Annotated in this window: 14 protein-coding genes; 9 read left to right on the top strand and 5 right to left on the bottom strand. The window is 70.4% G+C overall.

Annotated features, from left to right (window positions below):
- The first annotated feature begins 24 nt into the window (after positions 1–24).
- The 8 genes from ACZ7M3_RS32235 to ACZ7M3_RS32270 all read left to right on the top strand — a co-directional run bounded on the left by ACZ7M3_RS32235 (position 25) and on the right by ACZ7M3_RS32270 (position 8,605).
- Positions 25–1,158, top strand: coding sequence for an inositol-3-phosphate synthase (locus tag ACZ7M3_RS32235; protein ID WP_472068217.1), 1,134 nt, complete (start codon positions 25–27; stop codon positions 1,156–1,158).
- Positions 1,155–2,195, top strand: a complete 1,041-nt coding sequence (locus ACZ7M3_RS32240) for an SCO3242 family prenyltransferase (RefSeq protein WP_472067815.1) — start codon at positions 1,155–1,157, stop codon at positions 2,193–2,195. Before ACZ7M3_RS32235 ends, ACZ7M3_RS32240 begins: the two co-directional genes overlap by 4 nt.
- A complete protein-coding gene (locus tag ACZ7M3_RS32245; protein ID WP_472067817.1) occupies positions 2,192–3,169 on the top strand; it encodes a sugar phosphate isomerase/epimerase family protein in 978 nt (325 codons plus the stop codon). The genes ACZ7M3_RS32240 and ACZ7M3_RS32245 overlap by 4 nt, the downstream gene beginning before the upstream one ends.
- Positions 3,166–3,870, top strand: coding sequence for an EboA domain-containing protein (locus ACZ7M3_RS32250; RefSeq protein WP_472067819.1), 705 nt, complete (start codon positions 3,166–3,168; stop codon positions 3,868–3,870). Before ACZ7M3_RS32245 ends, ACZ7M3_RS32250 begins: the two co-directional genes overlap by 4 nt.
- Entirely contained in the window at positions 3,870–4,718 is an 849-nt protein-coding gene (locus tag ACZ7M3_RS32255) for a TatD family hydrolase (protein ID WP_472067821.1), read from the top strand. Before ACZ7M3_RS32250 ends, ACZ7M3_RS32255 begins: the two co-directional genes overlap by 1 nt.
- Before the next feature lie 3 nt (positions 4,719–4,721).
- Positions 4,722–5,891, top strand: a complete 1,170-nt coding sequence (gene eboE / locus ACZ7M3_RS32260; protein WP_351310958.1) for a metabolite traffic protein EboE — start codon at positions 4,722–4,724, stop codon at positions 5,889–5,891.
- Positions 5,888–7,288 (top strand): nucleotide pyrophosphatase/phosphodiesterase family protein, encoded by a 1,401-nt coding sequence (locus tag ACZ7M3_RS32265; protein ID WP_472067823.1) that lies wholly within the window; start codon positions 5,888–5,890, stop codon positions 7,286–7,288. The genes eboE and ACZ7M3_RS32265 overlap by 4 nt, the downstream gene beginning before the upstream one ends.
- Before the next feature lie 156 nt (positions 7,289–7,444).
- Positions 7,445–8,605, top strand: a complete 1,161-nt coding sequence (locus ACZ7M3_RS32270; protein WP_261686607.1) for a sugar phosphate isomerase/epimerase family protein — start codon at positions 7,445–7,447, stop codon at positions 8,603–8,605.
- Between the two features lie 120 nt (positions 8,606–8,725).
- Here ACZ7M3_RS32270 and ACZ7M3_RS32275 read toward each other — a convergent pair whose 3' ends face one another.
- The 5 genes from ACZ7M3_RS32275 to ACZ7M3_RS32295 form a co-directional block, all read right to left on the bottom strand.
- Positions 8,726–10,129 (bottom strand): OFA family MFS transporter, encoded by a 1,404-nt coding sequence (locus tag ACZ7M3_RS32275; RefSeq protein ID WP_472067825.1) that lies wholly within the window; start codon positions 10,127–10,129, stop codon positions 8,726–8,728.
- 1 nt (position 10,130) lies between these two features.
- Positions 10,131–11,519, bottom strand: a complete 1,389-nt coding sequence (locus ACZ7M3_RS32280) for an OFA family MFS transporter (protein WP_095851591.1) — start codon at positions 11,517–11,519, stop codon at positions 10,131–10,133.
- A gap of 193 nt (positions 11,520–11,712) precedes the next feature.
- The gene (locus ACZ7M3_RS32285) at positions 11,713–13,857 is read right to left on the bottom strand and encodes an acetate--CoA ligase family protein (protein ID WP_472067827.1); all 2,145 of its coding nucleotides are present in this window, start codon (positions 13,855–13,857) and stop codon (positions 11,713–11,715) included.
- A gap of 3 nt (positions 13,858–13,860) precedes the next feature.
- Entirely contained in the window at positions 13,861–15,120 is a 1,260-nt protein-coding gene (gene frc / locus ACZ7M3_RS32290; protein ID WP_472067829.1) for a formyl-CoA transferase, read from the bottom strand.
- Between the two features lie 10 nt (positions 15,121–15,130).
- Entirely contained in the window at positions 15,131–16,816 is a 1,686-nt protein-coding gene (locus tag ACZ7M3_RS32295; RefSeq protein ID WP_388520718.1) for a thiamine pyrophosphate-binding protein, read from the bottom strand.
- 180 nt (positions 16,817–16,996) lie between these two features.
- Between ACZ7M3_RS32295 and sucC the strand changes: the two genes are divergently transcribed.
- Positions 16,997–18,127, top strand: coding sequence for an ADP-forming succinate--CoA ligase subunit beta (gene sucC, locus ACZ7M3_RS32300; RefSeq protein WP_472067831.1), 1,131 nt, complete (start codon positions 16,997–16,999; stop codon positions 18,125–18,127).
- Positions 18,128–18,133 lie beyond the last annotated feature (6 nt).

Below are 18,133 nucleotides of genomic sequence, written 5' to 3' on the forward strand. Positions count from 1 at the left end.
ACAAGGAGGCTGCCCATGTCCCCCATGCCCGCGTCCCTTTCCGAACCTCGGGTGGGGGTGTGGCTGATCGGAGCCCGCGGCTCCGTCGCCACCACCGTCATCGCGGGCTGCGCGGCCCTCACCGCCGGCCTGCATCGCCCGACGGGCATGGTCACCGAGACATCCCTCTTCGCCGAGTGCGGCCTGCCCACCCTGTCCTCCCTCGTCTTCGGCGGCCACGACACCGTGGACTGCCCACTGCCGAAACGGGCCGAGGCCCTGGCCGCCGGTGGTGTGCTTCCACCCGGCCTCCCCTCGGCGATCGCGGCCGAACTGGAGGCCGCCGACGCGGAGATCCGCCCCGGCGGCCCCGCCCCCGGCGACACACGGGACGACTCCGAGCTCGTGGACGCCTTCGCGGCCGATCTGCGCGACTTCGTACGACGACGGGGCCTGACCCGTGCGGTCGTGCTGAACGTGGCCTCCACCGAACCCGCACCCGTGGGCTCCGCCCTGCCCCCGAGCTCGCTGTACGCGGCGGCATCGCTGGCGGCCGGCTGCCCCTACGTGAACTTCACCCCGTCCACCGGCCTGCACCACCCGGCGCTGGCCTCGGCGGCACGCGCCGGCCGCCTCCCGTACGCCGGCCGCGACGGCAAGACGGGCCAGACCCTGCTGCGGTCGGTGCTCGGCCCGATGTTCGCGCAGCGCGCCCTGGCGGTCCGCGCCTGGTCCGGCACCAACCTGCTCGGCGGCGGCGACGGCGCCTCCCTCGCCGACCCGGCCGCCGCAGCGGCCAAGAACGCCGGCAAGGAACGGGTCCTCGCGGACACCCTGGGCGCGGCCCCGCAGGGCGAGGTCCACATCGACGACGTACCGGCCCTCGGCGAGTGGAAGACCGCCTGGGACCACATAGCCTTCGACGGCTTCCTCGGCACCCGGATGATCCTGCAGACCACCTGGCAGGGCTGCGACTCCGCACTGGCGGCGCCCCTGGTCCTCGACCTCGCGCGCCTGGTGTCCCGCGCGCACGAGGCCGGTCTCTCGGGCCCGCTGAGCGAACTCGGCTTCTACTTCAAGGACCCGGTGGGCGACGGGCCCGCGGCGCTGGGTGAGCAGTACGCGGCCCTGGCGGGGCTCGCGCGACGGCTCCGCGCACTCCCCGGGGAGACCCGATGACGCCGCGCTCGCCCAGGCCGGACCGACCGACCACGACGAGCCCACCGCAGAGCCCGATTCCGCGCCAGAGCCGGAGCCCGCGGGCGGGTACAACATCCGGGGCAGGAGCAGGAGCAGGAGCAGGAGCAGGAGCCAGGGCTTGGGCCGAACTCCTCCGGCTCCCCGCCCTGTTCACCGTCCCGGGCGACGCCCTCGCCGGCGCCGCCACCACCGGCAACCGCCCCAACCCCCGCACCCTGCTCGCCATCGCCTCCTCCCTCTGTCTTTACGAGGCGGGCATGGCCCTCAACGACTGGGCCGACCAGACCGAGGACGCCCTCGAACGCCCACACCGCCCCCTGCCCTCCGGACGCATCCATCCGTCCGCGGCCCTCGGCGCCGCAGGCGCCCTCACGGCGGCGGGCCTGGCCCTGGCAGCGCGCGCCGGACGCCCGGCCCTCGCTGTCGCGGCCCCCCTCGCGGCCACCGTCTGGGCATACGACCTCGCGCTCAAGCGAACCCCCGCCGGGCCGGCGGCGATGGCCACCGCGCGGGGTCTGGACCTGCTCCTCGGCGCGACGGCCACCGGCGGCAGCGCCCGCCCCGCCCTGCCCGCCGCTCTGACCCTGGCCACCCACACCCTCGCGGTGACCACGGTGTCCCGCGGCGAGACCCGGGGCGGTTCGCCGCTCGCACCGCTGGCCGCGCTCGCCACGACGGGCACGCTCGCCTGGACGCTGACGAGACCCCCGGGAGCCCCGGGCACGGCCCCTTCCCGGCACCCCGCCCCAGTCTTCTCCCGGCACCCCGCCGCGACCTCTTCCCTGCGCACCGTCCTCGCCGCCGCCTTCGTCACCACTTCGGGCCGCCCCCTTCTCCACGCCGCCCTCAACCCCTCACCGCCGCTCACCCAGCGAGCCGTCGGTGGTGGCATCCGCGCGATGATCCCCCTCCAGGCCGCCCTCGCTGCCCGCTCCGGCGCCCTCGCCTCCGCCCTTCTCACGGCCGCTCTCGCCCCGGCGGCTCGCAGATTCGCGAGGAAGGTGAGCGTCACATGACCCCGACACCCCACCGCGAGAACCCTCGGTCCCACGCCACGAACGCAAACCCCCTCCGCTTCGGCTACGGCACCAACGGTCTCGCCGACCTCCGCCTCGACGACGCCCTCGGCCTCCTAGCGGACCTCGGCTACGACGGCGTCGGCCTGACCCTCGACCACATGCACCTGGACCCGCTGGCCCCGGACGTCGCCGTCCGCACCCGGAAGGTGGCCCGCAGGCTGGACACCCTCGGACTCGGCGTCACCGTAGAGACCGGCGCCCGCTATGTGCTCGACCCGCGCCGCAAGCACGGCCCCTCTCTCCTCGACCCGGATCCGGCCGACCGGGCCCGCCGCGTCGACCTCCTCATCCGCGCCGTCCGCATCGCCGCCGACCTCGGCGCCCACGCCGTCCACTGCTTCAGCGGCGTACTCCAGGCCGACCCGACCCACCTGGCCAACCCAGGCGACCAAGCCCATCCCGTCGCGACGGCCAACCCGGCCGAGGACACCGCCTGGAAGCGCCTCGCCGAGGCACTCACCCCCGTGCTGGACGCGGCCACCCACGCCGGCGTCCCGCTCGCCGTCGAACCCGAACCCGGCCATCTCCTCGCCACCCTCGCCGACTTCCACCACCTGCGCCGCATCCTCGGGGACCCGCCCGCCCTCGGCCTCACCCTCGACATCGGCCACTGCCAGTGCCTGGAAGCCCTGCCACCCGCCGACTGCGTCCGCGCCGCCGCCCCCTGGCTGCGGCACGTCCAGATCGAGGACATGCGCCGCGGCCACCACGAACACCTCCCGTTCGGGGACGGGGAGATCGACTTCCCGCCCGTACTCGAAGCCCTGGCCGCCACCGGCTACCAGGCGCTGACCGTCGTCGAACTGCCCCGCCACTCCCACGCGGGCCCTCACTTCGCCGCACAGTCCCTCCCGTTCCTCCACCGCGCGGCCCGGGCGATCCCCGCAGGCGCCGAAGGGAGCACCCCGTGAACCACCACCCGCACGCACCCCACGGCAGCACGGCGAACCACGCGGCCGAACCCGCCCTCGCCGCCCTGCACGCCCGCCTGAACACCTCCCTCGCTCCGCCCGCCCGCGCCTGGCTGGACCAGGCCCTCGACGAGGCCGCCGACCATCCCGGCACCCACGGACCCATCTCCGTCTGGGAGTTGCGCATCGCGGAGGCGGGCCGTCGCTGCGGCCCGGAGCACGCCGACGCCGCCCGCGTGCTCCTCCTGCACGCCGCCCGCGCCGACCCGGACGCACTCGCCCGCGTCTACCGGCAGGGCACGGCCGCCGAACGCTGGGCCGTCCTGCACGCCCTGCCCCACCTCGTGCCCGGTCCCGACGCGCTGCCCCTCGTCGAGGACGCCCTGCGCACCAACGACACCCGGCTCGTCGCCGCCGCCCTCGGCCCGTACGCCGCCCGCCACCTGGACGCCCACACCTGGCGGCACGCCGTCCTCAAGTGCCTGTTCACCGGCGTACCCGTGGACGTCGTGGCCGACCTGGCGCCGCGCGCCCACGCGGACGCCGAACTCGCCCGGATGCTCGGCGACTACGCGCGGGAACGCACCGCCGCGGACCGTCCCGTCCCCGAGGACCTGCACCGCGTCCTGGCCCTGACCGAGCCCACCGCCGCCCCCGCAGGCCCGTGCGGCACCTCCCGCACATCCGGCAAGGAGTCCTGATGCGCATCTTCGACCCCCACATCCACATGACGTCACGGACCACCGACGACTACGAGGCCATGCACACCGCGGGTGTCCGCGCCCTCGTCGAGCCCTCCTTCTGGCTCGGCCAGCCCCGCACCTCGGTCGCCTCCTTCCTCGACTACTTCGACTCCCTCCTCGGCTGGGAACCCTTCCGCGCCGCCCAGTACGGCATCGCCCACCACTGCGCGCTCGCCCTCAACCCCAAGGAGGCGAACGACCCCCGCTGCGTCCCCCTCCTCGACGAACTGCCCCGCTATCTCGTCAAGGACCAGGTCGTGGCCGTGGGCGAGATCGGCTACGACTCGATGACCCCCGCCGAGGACACCGCCCTCGCTGCCCAGCTGCAACTCGCCGCCGACCACGAGCTCCCCGCGCTCGTCCACACCCCGCACCGCGACAAGCAGGCCGGCCTGCGCCGCGCCCTCGACGTCGTCCGGGAGTCCGCCCTGTCCCCGGACCGCGTCCTGGTCGACCACCTCAACGAGAACACCGTCAAGGAGGCCAAGGACAGCGGCTGCTGGCTGGGCTTCTCCGTCTATCCCGACACCAAGATGGACGAGGAACGCATGGTCGCCGTCCTGGCGGAGTACGGGCCGGAGCGGGTGCTCGTCAACTCGGCCGCGGACTGGGGCAGAAGCGACCCCCTCAAGACCCGCCGCGTCGCCGACGCCCTGCTGGCCGCCGGGTTCACCGAGGACGACGTCGACCGGGTGCTGTGGCGCAACCCCGTCGCCTTCTACGGCCTCAGCGGCCGACTGAGCCTCGACGTCACCACCCCCGACGTCACCCACGAAGGCAACTCCATCCTGCGCGGCGGGGAGTGAGCGATGCGCTTCCGCCACCCCGACGGCTCCACCGTCCACCTCGCGTACTGCACCAACGTCCACCCGGCCGAAACCCTCGACGGCGTCCTCGCCCAACTCCGCGACCACTGCGAACCCGTCCGCCGCCGCCTCGGCCGCGACCGCCTCGGCATCGGCTTGTGGCTGGCCAGGGACGCCGCCCACGCCCTCGTCACCGACCCCTCCGCGCTGCGCGGCCTGCGCACCGAACTCGAACACCGCGGCCTCGAAGTCGTCACCCTCAACGGCTTCCCCTACGAAGGCTTCGGCGCCGAAGAGGTCAAGTACCGCGTCTACCAGCCGGACTGGGCCGACCCCGAACGCCTCGCCCACACCACCGACCTGGCCCGAGTCCTCGCCCAGCTCCTGCCCGACGACGTCACCGAAGGCAGCATCTCCACCCTGCCCCTCGCCTGGCGCACCGCATACGACCAGGAGCGGGCGACGGCAGCGCACACCGCGCTGACCACGCTCGCCGAACGCCTCGACGCCCTCCACGAGCTCACCGGCCGCTCCCTGCGCATCGGCCTGGAACCGGAACCCGGCTGCACCGTCGAGACCACCCGTGACGCCCTCGCCCCGCTCACCGCGATCGGTCACGACCGCATCGGCATCTGCGTCGACACCTGCCATCTCGCCACCTCCTTCGAAGACCCGCACACCGCTCTGGACGCGCTCGCACAGGCCCGCGTCCCCATCGTCAAATCCCAGCTCTCAGCCGCCCTGCACGCCGAACACCCCCATCTCCCCGAAGTCCGCGCGGCCCTCGCCGCCTTCGACGAACCCCGCTTCCTGCACCAGACCCGCACCCTCACCGCCGCGGGCCTGCGCGGCACCGACGACCTCGGCGAGGCCCTCGCCGGTGACGCCCTGCCCGACGCCTCCCCGTGGCGCGCCCACTTCCACGTCCCATTGCACGCGGCCCCCGCCGCACCCCTCACCTCCACACTCCCCGTCCTGCGGGCCGCACTGACCCGTCTCGTCGGCGGCCCGCACCCCCTCACCCACCACCTGGAGGTCGAGACCTACACCTGGCAGGCACTCCCGCCGGAGCTGCGCCCCCGCGCCCGCGCCCAGCTCGCCGACGGCATCGCCGCCGAACTCACCCTCGCCCGAGACCTGTTGACGGACCTCGGCCTCAAGGAGCTGCCGTGACCCCACCATCACAGGAGCCGGCCGGCCCCACTCCTCTCCTCGTCCTGGACGTCGTCGGCCTCACCCCCCGTCTCCTCGACCACATGCCCCACCTCAAAGCCCTCGGCCAGTCCGGCTTCCGCGCCCCGCTCGGCACCGTCCTGCCCGCGGTCACCTGCGCCGCCCAGTCCACCTTCCTCACCGGCACCCACCCTTCCGAGCACGGCATCGTCGGCAACGGCTGGTACTTCCGCGAGCTCGGCGACGTACTGCTGTGGCGGCAGCACAACGGCCTGGTGTCCGGCGACAAGCTGTGGGACGCCGCCCGCCGCGCGCATCCCGGCTACACGGTCGCCAATATCTGCTGGTGGTACGCCATGGGCGCCGACACCGACATCACCGTCACTCCCCGTCCCGTCTACTACGCCGACGGCCGCAAGGAACCCGACTGCTACACCCGGCCCCCGGCCCTGCACGACGAACTCACCCAGAAGTTCGGCACGTTCCCCCTGTTCCACTTCTGGGGTCCCGGCGCCGACCTCGTCTCCAGCCGCTGGATCATCGACGCGACCCGCCACATCAACCGCACCCGCCGGCCGGACCTGACCCTCTGCTACCTCCCTCACCTCGACTACGACCTCCAGCGCTTCGGCCCCGACGACCCGCGCTCCCTCCAGGCGGCCGCGGACCTCGACGCGGCCATGGCTCCCCTCCTCGACGACGCGAAGGCGGAAGGCCGCACCGTCGTCGCGCTCTCCGAGTACGGCATCACCCGCGCGGACCGCCCCGTCGACATCAACCGCGCCCTGCGCCGCGCCGGACTCCTCGAAGTGCACACGCAGGACGGCATGGAGTACCTCGATCCGATGGCCTCGCGAGCCTTCGCGGTCGCCGATCACCAGATCGCCCATGTCTACGTGCACCGCCCCGAGGACCTGGAGGCCACCAAGGCAGCCCTCGCCGACCTGCCCGGCGTCGAGCGACTCCTCGACGACGAGGGCAAGAAGACCCACCACCTCGACCATCCGCGCTCCGGCGAACTCGTCGCCGTCGCGGAGCCGGACGCCTGGTTCACGTACTACTACTGGCTCGACGACGCCCGCGCGCCCGACTTCGCGCAGCTCGTCGAGATCCACCGCAAACCCGGCTACGACCCGGTCGAACTCTTCATGGATCCCCTCGACCCCTACGTCAAGGTGAAGGCGGCCACGGCACTGGCGCGCAAGAAGCTCGGCCTGCGCTACCGCATGGCGGTCGTGCCGCTGGACCCCTCACCTATTCGCGGCAGCCACGGCCGCCTTCCCACGAGCGACGACGAAGGTCCGCTCCTCATCTGCTCCACCCCCCGCACCGCTCCCGGCCGCATCGCGGCCACCGATGTGAAATCCCTGCTGCTCGACCTGGCCGGCCTCATCTGACGAGACCTGACAAGGCGTGACGAGCAACTACGGAAAGTGAAGCACGCGCCACTGACAACGCGTCCGGCGAGCGCTTCGCACGCCTCTGACCTGCGCACGAGCGGCAGACCCAACGGCACCCGTCAAAGCCGTACACCGATCCGAAAGAGAGAAACCGTGACTGCCTTCAACGACGAACCCGCGACCGGCGAGGCCCTGCGCCGCGCTCTCGGCCTCAACCGCCGCCGCTTTCTGAGCACCTGCACCGCCGCCGCGACCGCCGCGATCGCGGCACCCGTCCTCGGTGCCTCGCCCGCCCTGGCCCAGGACCGAGGCAGAGGCCACGACCATGGCGGTGATGTCCTCGTCCCCGCGAACAAGCGCGGCATCATCCTCTACACCGTCCGGGACGCCACGGGCCGCGACCCGCTCGCGACCGACCTGCCCTCCGGATTTCGCGAGGTCTTCAAGCAGCTCTCGCGCTTCGGCTACCGGCAGGTGGAGTTCGCCGGATACGGCCAGCACGCCAACGCTCCCGGCGGCGCGAGCCTGGAGTCCGTGCAGGGCGCCAAGCTGCTGCGTTCCTGGCTCGACGAGTACGGGCTGCGGGCGCAGGGCAACCACGGCTTCATACCCCCGTCCTGGCCCCTCACCACGGCCGACCTGGACACCTTCAAGAAGCACCTGGAGATCGCCAACATCCTCGGCATGGCGCACATGGGCACCGGTGGCGACCCCACCGGCAGCGCCTACCGCGCCGACTGGGACGTGGCCGCCGACAAGTGGAACGCGCTCGGCCAGATCGCCCGCCGCGAGGGCCTCAAGCTGTACACCCACAACCACGACGCGGCGTACGGATTCCTGCTCGACGGGGGCCCGCTGGACGCCCAGGGCAACCCGACCCGCAGCTCCGGCATCCGCAAGCTGGAGTACTTCTTGAAGATCACCGACCCGAAGGTGGTCTGGCTGGAGATGGACATCTTCTGGGCGCACGTGGCCCAGTACAAGTTCCACACGTACACGGCCCACGACGGCTCCACCCGGGAGAAGGTGTTCGATCCCGCCGGGCTCGTCGTCCGCAACAACAAGCGCTACCCGCTCTTCCACGCCAAGGACGGCGTCGTCAACACGACGAACGGCATGGGCTACGACATGGTGCCGTTCGGCACCGGCGTCATCGACTACACCACGTTCTTCTCGCGCGTCGGTGACCGGAACTACCACAACCCGATGGTCGAGCAGGACAACGCCCCGAGCGCCACGGACGCCGGGCAGTCACTCACGCACGCGAAGATCGGCTATGACAACCTCGCGGCCCTCCGCAAGCGGCGTCACTAGCTTCGCGGCGGTGCACCGGGCGGCCCTCCCCACAGCGCGCCACGTGGGGAGGGCCGCCCGATCGGGGCTCTGCGCTCTGTGTCAGCAGGAGACCTTTCAGCCTGTTGGCCAGGAGACCTCTCAGCTCGCGGGCTGCGGCTGAGGAGTGCGCACCTCGCTGGCGCGCCCCGGCTGCTTCAGCAGCAACGCGATCGCCGCCGCCAGCATCGAGATACCGCCGGCCAGTGCGTAGGCGCCGTTGTAGCCCCAGGCCGCGACCACCATCGAGCCGAGACCGCCGCCGAACAGGCCGCTGATCAGTTTGCCGCTGTACACCAGGCCGTAGTTGGTGGCGTTGTAGTTCTCGCCGAAGTAGTCCGGGGTCAGGGCCGCGAACATCGGGTAGAACGCGCCGCCGCCGAACCCGGAGAGGAAGGCGAAGAACAGGAACAGCCACTCGCTCTTGATGTCACCGGCCCAGATCACCCCGAACTGCGCGAGCCCCAGCACGACGATGACGAACACCAGGGTCAGCTTGCGGCCCCAGGTGTCGGACAGCCAGCCCACCACGGCCCGGCCGATGCCGTTGATGACGGCCATGATGCCCATGGAGGAGGCGGCCACCAGCGGGCCGAAGCCCACCTCCTTGGCGAAGTCGACCTGGAAGGAGATCCCGAAGATCGACACGCCCGCGGTCATGACCAGCGTGATCCACATCAGGGGCAGCACACCTGTCCTGATGGCCTCCTTGGGCGTGTACTGCTTCACCGCGGGAGGGTTCTTGGCGAGGGCGGCGGAGGTCTTGCTGTTGCCGCCGTACGTCAGCGGGTCGATGTCCGCGGGCCACCAGTTCTTCGGCGGGTCCTTGAAGAAGAACGCGCAGGACAGCACGACGATCATCACGTAACAGCCGATGAGGTCCAGGACACGGTGGTAGTTCCCGGTGTCGAACGCGTAGTTGAAGATGAAGATGAACGGCAGGGAGCCGTAGGCGAATCCGCCGTTGACGAATCCGGTTCGCGCGCCCCGGCGCTCGGGGAACCACTTGCCGACCATGTTGATGCAGGTCGCGTACACCAGGCCGGAGCCGAGGCCGCCGATGACGCCGAAGCCCAGGATGGCCAGCAGTACGTTGCTCAGGTGCGAGAGGGCCAGGAAGCCGATCACACACATGACCGCGCCGATGTACATGGCCCTGCGGGCGGTGAGGATGCCCCGCTCCCGCAGCCAGCCCGCCGGGAAGGCTATGCCGGCCTGGAAGAAGACCCAGACGCTCAATATCCAGAAGGTGTTGCTCTGCGTCCAGCCGTGGGCGTGGGACAGGGTGTCCTCAGCCGAGCCGTACGCGTATTCGAAGACGCTGATGGCCATCATGGCGATCCACGGCAGATACACCATGAACTTGCGGGAGTGGCCGAGGACGTCGCGGTCCGTCTCACCGATCCGGTAGACACGGCCCCGGGCGTCGGTGACTTCGCGGTACGAGCGGTTCGAGGCGCCGGCGGTGGCCGAAGCGCCCTGGGGGGCGATGGGTTCTGTCGTCATGTCACGCCATCTCCTCGCCGAGCGGTTGCGGGTTGGGGACGATCCTTTGGGCCTTCGGCCGGTCCGGTGATTTGAGGAACAGCGCCAGCACGGCGGAGGCGAGGCCGATGGAGCCCGCGAGCACGAAGGCCCCGTGGTAGTCCCACGCGCCGACGACGACCGCGCCCATGCCCGAGCCCACGAGGCCCGAGATCAGCTTCGAGCTGTAGACCATGCCGTAGTTGGACGCGTTGTTGTTCTCGCCGAAGTAGTCCGCCGTCATGGCCGCGAACAGCGGGAAGATCGCCCCGCCGCCGAATCCGGAGACCATGGAGCAGAACAGGAAGAACGGCATGCTGCCCATCTGGCCGGAGACCAGCACCCCGAACTGGGCGGAGCCCAGCACCAGACAGACGATGATCAGTGTGTTGCGGCGTCCGAACCGGTCGGAGATCCAGCCGATCACGCCGCGCCCCGTGCCGTTGACGATGGCCTTCAGGGACATCGCGGTGGCCACGATCCCGCCCGCGAACCCCATGTCCTTGCCGAACGGCACCTGGAAGGCGATGCCGAAGATGTTGATCCCGGCGGTGCACAGCAGACAGAACCACATCATCCAGAGAACGGGCGTACGGGCGGCCTCCTTGGGGGTGTACTGCTTCACCGCCGGTGGGTTCTTCTCCAGCGCCCGGCGGATCCTCGGGTCGTCGGACACCTTCAGCGGGTCCACGTGCGGGGGCCACCAGCCCTTGGGCGGGTCCTTGAAGAACCAGCCCGCGAAGGCGACCACGGCACAGCAGACCAGGCCCACCGTCACCAGGACGCCCTGGTAGTTGCCGAGGTCCATGTACGAGGTGAACAGGAAGACGAAGGGCACCGAGCCATAGGCGAAACCGCCGTTGACCAGGCCCGTCTTGCCGCCCTTGCGCTCCGGATACCACTTGCCGACCATGTTCACGCAGGTCGCGTAGACCAGGCCGGCGCCGATGCCGCTGAACATGCCGAAGCCGATGTACGCGACGGTCACATGCGGCGCGAACGCGAGCGAGAGGTACCCCAGGACCGTGCCCAGCGCGCCGAGCATCATGGCGTACCGCGCGGGCAGCCGTCCGCTCTCACGCAGTTGGCCGGCCGGGAAGGCGACGGCGGCCTGGAAGAATATCCAGACGCCCATCAGCCAGAAGATGTGCCCACTGCCCCAGAGATGGGCGTCGTGGAGGGTGTCCTCGGCGGAGGTGAACGCGTACTCCGAGGAGCTGATGCCCAGCATCCCCATCCAGGGGAAGAGCACCATGGTCCAGCGTGGTCGCCCCATGATGTCCCGATCGGTCTCACCGATGCGGTAAAGGCGGCCGTTGCGATCCGTCACCTCCCTGTAGGGGACGGATGTCGATACGTCGGTGGTTGTCATGTCGGTTCAGCACCCCTTGCGTCGAAAGATCTGGCCAGCGCCCCCTGTCCAAATGCCTTTCGTGTGCGCACGGGTCCTGGGTCCTGTCGTCACATTCCCGTCGTCCGCCCGGGTCGCGGGGCAGACGGGAATGTGACGACAGGGCCTAGGGGCGGCCGACGCGCACCGTCGGCCGCCTCCGCCGTGGTTCACCTCATGAACCGCCCCCCAAGAGGCCCGCCGCCCGCGCCCAGCGATACTTCGCGCCGAGTACGGCCACCGGCTTCTCCGTCGTGTACGGGTACGCCACGACCCCCCGCTCGTACAGGTACTGGCAGGCCTCCTCGACCTCGACGTCACCCGCGAGCGACGCCACCACGGGCTTCTCGATGCCGCGCTCACGGAATTCGGCCACCACACGCGCGGTGAGCTCGGCGAAGACCATGGGAGGGGTCACGATGGTGTGCCAGTAGCCGAGGACGAGCGCGTGGATGCGCGGGTCCTCCAGGCCCAGGCGGATCGTCGCCTCGTACGTCGACGGCGGCTCGCCCCCGGTGATGTCCACCGGGTTGCCCGCGGCCCCGAAGGGCGGGATGAACGCCCTGAAGGACGCGTCCAGGTCCGGCGGGATCTCCATCAGGGACAGGCCGTTGTCCGTCACCGCGTCGGACAGGAGCACACCGCTGCCGCCCGCACCCGTGATGATGACGATGTTGTCGCCCTTGGGGGTGGGCAGTACGGGCAACGCGCGCGCGTACTCCAGCATTTCGTTCAGTCCGGGAGCCCGGATGACGCCGGCCTGCTTCAGGATGTCCTCGTACACGGCGTCGTCGCCCGCGAGTGCGCCGGTGTGCGAGCCGGCGGCCTTCGCCCCGGCGGCCGTGCGCCCCGCCTTTAGGACGACGACCGGCTTCTTCGGGACCGTCGCACGCGCCGCCGCCACGAAGGCGCGGCCGTCCTTCAGGTCCTCCAGGTGCATCGCGATGCACTCGGTGTGCGGGTCCTCGCCGAACCAGGTGAGCAGGTCGTCCTCGTCCAGGTCCGACTTGTTGCCGAGCCCGACGATCGCGGAAACACCCGTCTTCGTAGTGCGCGCGAAGCCCAGGATGGCCATCCCTATGCCACCGGACTGCGAGGTGAGCGCGACGCCGCCCTTCACGTCGTACGGGGTGCAGAACGTGGCACACAGGTCCTGCCACGTCGAGTAGTAGCCGTAGATGTTCGGCCCGAGCAGCCGGATCCCGTGCCGCTCGGCGATGGCCACGATCTCGTCCTGGAGCTCGTGCTCGCCGGTCTCCGCGAACCCGGAGGGGATCAGTACGGCGTTGGGGATCCCCTTGCGTCCCACCTCCTCCAGGGCCGAGGCCACGAACTTGGCGGGGATCGCGAAAACCGCCACATCCACCTCACCGGGAACGTCGGTGACACTCTTGTACGCCTTGCGGCCCTGAATGTCATCGGCCTTGGGGTTCACCGGGTGGATCTCGCCGGCGAAGCCCCCGTCGACGAGGTTGCGCATGACCGAATTGCCGATCTTGCCGTGCTCGTTGGAGGCGCCGATCACGGCCACGGACGAGGGCTCCATCAGCCGCCGCATCGACGTGAGGATCTCCTCGCGCGTGTACTTGCGCCGCTCCTTGGGGACCGAGTCCGCGAGGATCACGCGGATGTCCGCGGCGATCGCGCCCTCCGGAGTGGCGATCACCGGGTTGAGGTCCACCTCGGCGATCTCGGGGAAGTCCGCGACGAGTTCGGAGACCCGTCGGATCTGCTCGGCGATCGCCCACCGGTCCACCGGCGGCGCGCCACGCACCCCGCGCAGGATCTCGGCCGCCCTGATCGAGTCCAGCATCGACAGCGCCTCGTCGGCGTCCACGGGGGCGAGCCGGAAGGTGACGTCCTTCAGGACCTCCACCAGCACCCCACCGAGCCCGAAGGCGACGACCTTCCCGAAGGTCGGGTCGGTCACCGCCCCGACGATGACCTCCTGCCCCTGGGGGAGCAGTTCCTGGACCTGGACGCCCTCGATGCGGGCCCGCGGGGCGTAGGCCCGCGCGTTCTTGACGATCTCGTGGAAGGCGGCGCGTACGTCCGCCGCGCCCTCCACGCCGACTATCACGCCGCCGGCGTCGGTCTTGTGGAGGATGTCCGGCGAGACGATCTTCATCACGACGGGCCCGCCGAAGCGTGCCGCGTACGCCACCGCCTCGTCGACGTCCGTCGCCAGCTCCTCGCCGGGGACGGCGATCGCGTACGCGTCGGCGATCACCTTTCCCTCGGGCGCGGTGAGCGCGGTCCGCCCCTCGGCCCGCACGGCGTCGAGGAGCGTGCGCACCCTGAGCATCCGGTCTTCGGCCATCACTCAGATCACCCCGTTCGACTTGAGCAGGCGAAGTTCCTCGTCGCCGAGGCCGAGCTCGCCGATGTAGACCTCTTCGTTGTGCTCGCCGAGCAGCGGCGAACTGGTCACGTCCACGGGGGAGTCGGAGAGCTTCAGTGGGCTGCCCACGGTCACGAACTCGCCCCGCTCGGGGTGCGGCACCGACACGACCATCTCGTTGGCGACCAGCGACTCGTCCTCCATGATCTCCTTGGTGGACAGGATCGGGCCGCACGGGATGTTGTGGGCGTTGAGCTTCTCCAGCACCTCCCACTTGGGGAGCGTGGCCGACCACTCCTCGATGAGCTGGAACATCTTGGTGAGCTGTGGCAGCCGGGCCTCCGGGGTCGCCCACTCGGGGTCGTCCGCCAGCTCCGGCCGTCCGATGAGCTCGGTGATCGGCTTCCAGCCGACGGGCTGCACGATGACGTACACGTAGTCGTTGGGGCCGCCCGGAGCGCACTTGACCGCCCAGCCCGGCTGGCCGCCGCCGGACGCGTTGCCGGAGCGGGGAACCTCGACGCCGAAGTCGTCGTTGGGATATTCAGCGAGCGGGCCATGAGTCAGTCGCTGCTGATCGCGCAACTTCACCCGGCAGAGGTTGAGCACGGCATGCTGCATGGCCACGTTGACCCGCTGCCCGCGCCCGGTGTTCTCCCGCTGGTACAGCGCCGCGAGAATCCCCGCCACGGCGTGCACGCCCGTGCCCGAGTCACCGATCTGGGCCCCCGTCGCCAGCGGCGGCCCGTCCTCGAAACCGGTGGTCGACATCGACCCGCCCATGGCCTGCGCGACGACCTCGTACGCCTTGAAGTTGGTGTACGGGCCGTCCCCGAACCCCTTGATGGAGGCATAGACGATCCGCGGATTGATCTCCTGGATGCGGTCCCAGGTGAAGCCCATGCGGTCGACCGCACCCGGTCCGAAGTTCTCGACCATGACGTCGGAGCGCCGGATCAGTTCGGTGAGGATCTCCTTGCCGCGCTCGGTCTTGGTATTGAGGGTGATGCTCCGCTTGTTGCAGTTGAGCATCGTGAAGTAGAGGGAGTCGACGTCGGGGAGGTCGCGCAGTTGCTTGCGGGTGATGTCACCGGTCGGCGCCTCCAGCTTGACGACGTCCGCGCCGAGCCAGGCCAGCAGTTGCGTGGCGGACGGACCCGACTGGACGTGCGTCATGTCGAGGACACGGACGCCTTCGAGAGCCTTGGTCGACGTTCCAGTGATCGGGGTGATCGGGGTCATCGGGGGCACCTCACTTGTACATCGTCTGGTTCATGGTTCCGGGGGCGTACGCGTCCGGGTCGACCCAGACGTTGATCAGCGACGGCTTGCCCGACTCCCGGGCACGCTGGAGCGCCGGGCCGATGTCGGCGGGGTCGCGGACCTCCTCGCCGTAGCCGCCCAGCATCTGCGCGAACTTGTCGTAGTGGACGTCGCCGAGGGTGTTGCCGACCCGCTCGCGCTCCAGGCCGTACTTCTGGGCCTGGCCGTAACGGATCTGGTTCATGGAGGAGTTGTTGCCGACGATGCCGACGAAGGGGAGGTTGTAGCGGACGAGGGTCTCGAAGTCCCAGCCGGTGAGGGAGAAGGCGCCGTCCCCGAAGAGGGCGACGACCTCTTTGTCGGGCCGTGCCTGCTTGGCCGCGAGCACGAACGGGACGCCGACGCCGAGCGTGCCGAGCGGGCCCGGGTCCATCCAGTGCCCGGGTGACTTGGGCTGGACGACCTGCCCGGAGAAGGTGACGATGTCGCCGCCGTCCCCGATGTAGATCGAGTCCTCGGTGAGGAAGTCGTTGATCTCGCTGACCAGGCGGTACGGGTGGATCGGCGAGGCGTCCGACTTCAGGCTGGGCAGCCGCTTCTCGATGGCCGTCTGCTCGGCGGCCCGCAACTCGTCCAGCCATTCCTTGCGCTTCGACGCGCCGCCGTTGAGGCGCCCGGAGGCCGCCTCGGTGACCGACTTCAGGACCAGACCCGCGTCGCCGACGATGCCGAGGTCGATGTCCCGGTTCTTGCCGACGGTCCGGTAGTCGAGGTCGATCTGCACGACGGTCGCGTCCGGGGAGAGCCGCTTGCCGTAGCCCATGCGGAAGTCGAAGGGCGTACCCACGATGACGATGACATCGGCGTTGGAGAAGGCGTACCGGCGCGAGAGCTGGAAGTGGTGCGGGTCCCCGGGCGGCAGCGTGCCGCGTCCCGCGCCGTTCATGTACGCCGGGATGTTGAGGGTGCGGACGAGCTCGATGGCGGACGCGGTCCCGCGCGTCGTCCATACCTGGCTGCCCAGCAGGATCGCCGGCTTCTCGGCGTGCACGAGGAGGTCGGCGAGCTTCTCGATCGCCTCGGGGTCACCGGCCGAGCGGGTCGAGGCCCGGTAGTGGCCGGCGGCCGGGATCCGGGCTTTCTCCACCGGCACCTTGGCGTCCAGGACATCGCGCGGGATCTCCAGGAAGGAGGGGCCGGGCGCGCCGTGGAAGCACTCCCGGAACGCCATCGACACCATGTCGGCGGCGCGCGCCGTGTCCGGCACCGTAGCGGCGAACTTGGTGATCGGCGTCATCATGTCGACGTGCGGCAGGTCCTGCAGGGACCCCATCTTGTGCTGGGTGTGCGCCCCCTGGCCGCCGATGAGCAGCATCGGGGACTCGGCGCGGAAGGCGTTGGCGACGCCGGTCACGGCGTCGGTCGTACCGGGACCCGCCGTGACGACGGCGCATCCGGGCTTGCCGGTGATGCGTGCGTAGCCGTCGGCGGCGTGGGCGGCGACCTGCTCGTGACGGACGTCGACGACCTCTATGCCTTCGTCGACGCAGCCGTCGTAGATGTCGATGATGTGGCCGCCGCACAGGGTGTAGATGACCTCCACACCTTCTGCTTTGAGTGCCTTGGCGACCAGATGCCCACCGGAGATGAAGTCCTGGCTGATGTCGTCGGGCATGGCGAAGTCCTGTCCCTTCGTAGGGGGTTGGAACGCTCTCGCGGTACATTGCATACAGTCGACGAATACTGTATGAAGCTTGTTATCCCGCATCCGGTGGGTGGTGTCCAGGGGGCGTGCGGCATTTTCCGGGGGTCTGGGGGTCGCTCCCCAGACAGACACAGCAGTCAGGAGCCGGTGATGGACCTGTACGAGCACCAGGCAAGGGAACTCTTCGAGGAACACGGCATCTTGGTGCCGAGGGCCGAGGTCACGGACTCGCCCAAGGAAGCGCGTGCGATCGCCCGCCGACTCGGCGGCCGAGTCGTCGTGAAAGCCCAGGTGAAGACCGGTGGACGCGGCAAGGCGGGCGGCGTCAGACTCGCCGCCGACCCGGCCGCCGCCGAGCTCACGGCACGTCAGATTCTCGGCATGGACATCAAGGGCCACACGGTCGGCAAGGTGATGCTGGCCCAACCGGTCGACATCGAGAGCGAGTTCTACGTCGGCTACGTCCTCGACCGCGCCGCCGGACGCTTCCTCGCGATCGCGTCGGCCGAGGGCGGCATGGACATCGAGGAGGTGGCCGCGAGCCGCCCGGAGGCGGTGGCGCGTGTTCCCGTCGACCCGGCCGTGGGCGTCACCTCGGCGAAGGCGACCGAGATCGCCGAGGCCGCGGGGCTGCCCCCGGAGACAGTCGACGTTCTCGTACGCCTCTGGGGGGTGCTGACCCGCGAGGACGCCGTGCTCGTCGAGGTGAACCCCCTCGTACGGACCGCCCGGGGACAGATCCTCGCCCTGGACGGCAAGGTCACCCTCGACGACAACGCCCGCTTCCGCCAGGAGCGTTGGGGTGAGCAGGAGATCGCGCACGACGACCCCCTGGAGGCGGCGGCCGCGGCCAAGGGCCTCAACTACGTCAAACTGGACGGCGAGGTCGGCATCATCGGCAACGGCGCGGGCCTCGTCATGTCGACGCTCGACGTGGTCGCGGGCTGCGGCGCTCGCCCCGCGAACTTCCTCGACATCGGCGGCGGGGCCTCCGCCCAGACCATGGCCGACGGCCTCTCCGTGATCCTCTCCGACCCGGCCGTGAAATCGGTCTTCGTCAACGTCTTCGGCGGCATCACGGCCTGCGACGCGGTCGCCGACGGCATCGTGCGGGCGCTGGAGACCGTGCGGTTGACCAAGCCCCTCGTGGTCCGCCTCGACGGCAACAACGCCGTCCGCGGCCGCGCCATCCTCGACGGCCGCGCGCACCCCCTGGTCCAGCAGGCCACCACCATGGACGACGCCGCACACCGCGCGGCCCGGCTCGCCACCGCCGGCTGAAGGAGG

The sequence above is a fragment of the Streptomyces sp. NPDC111656 genome (assembly GCF_055656965.1).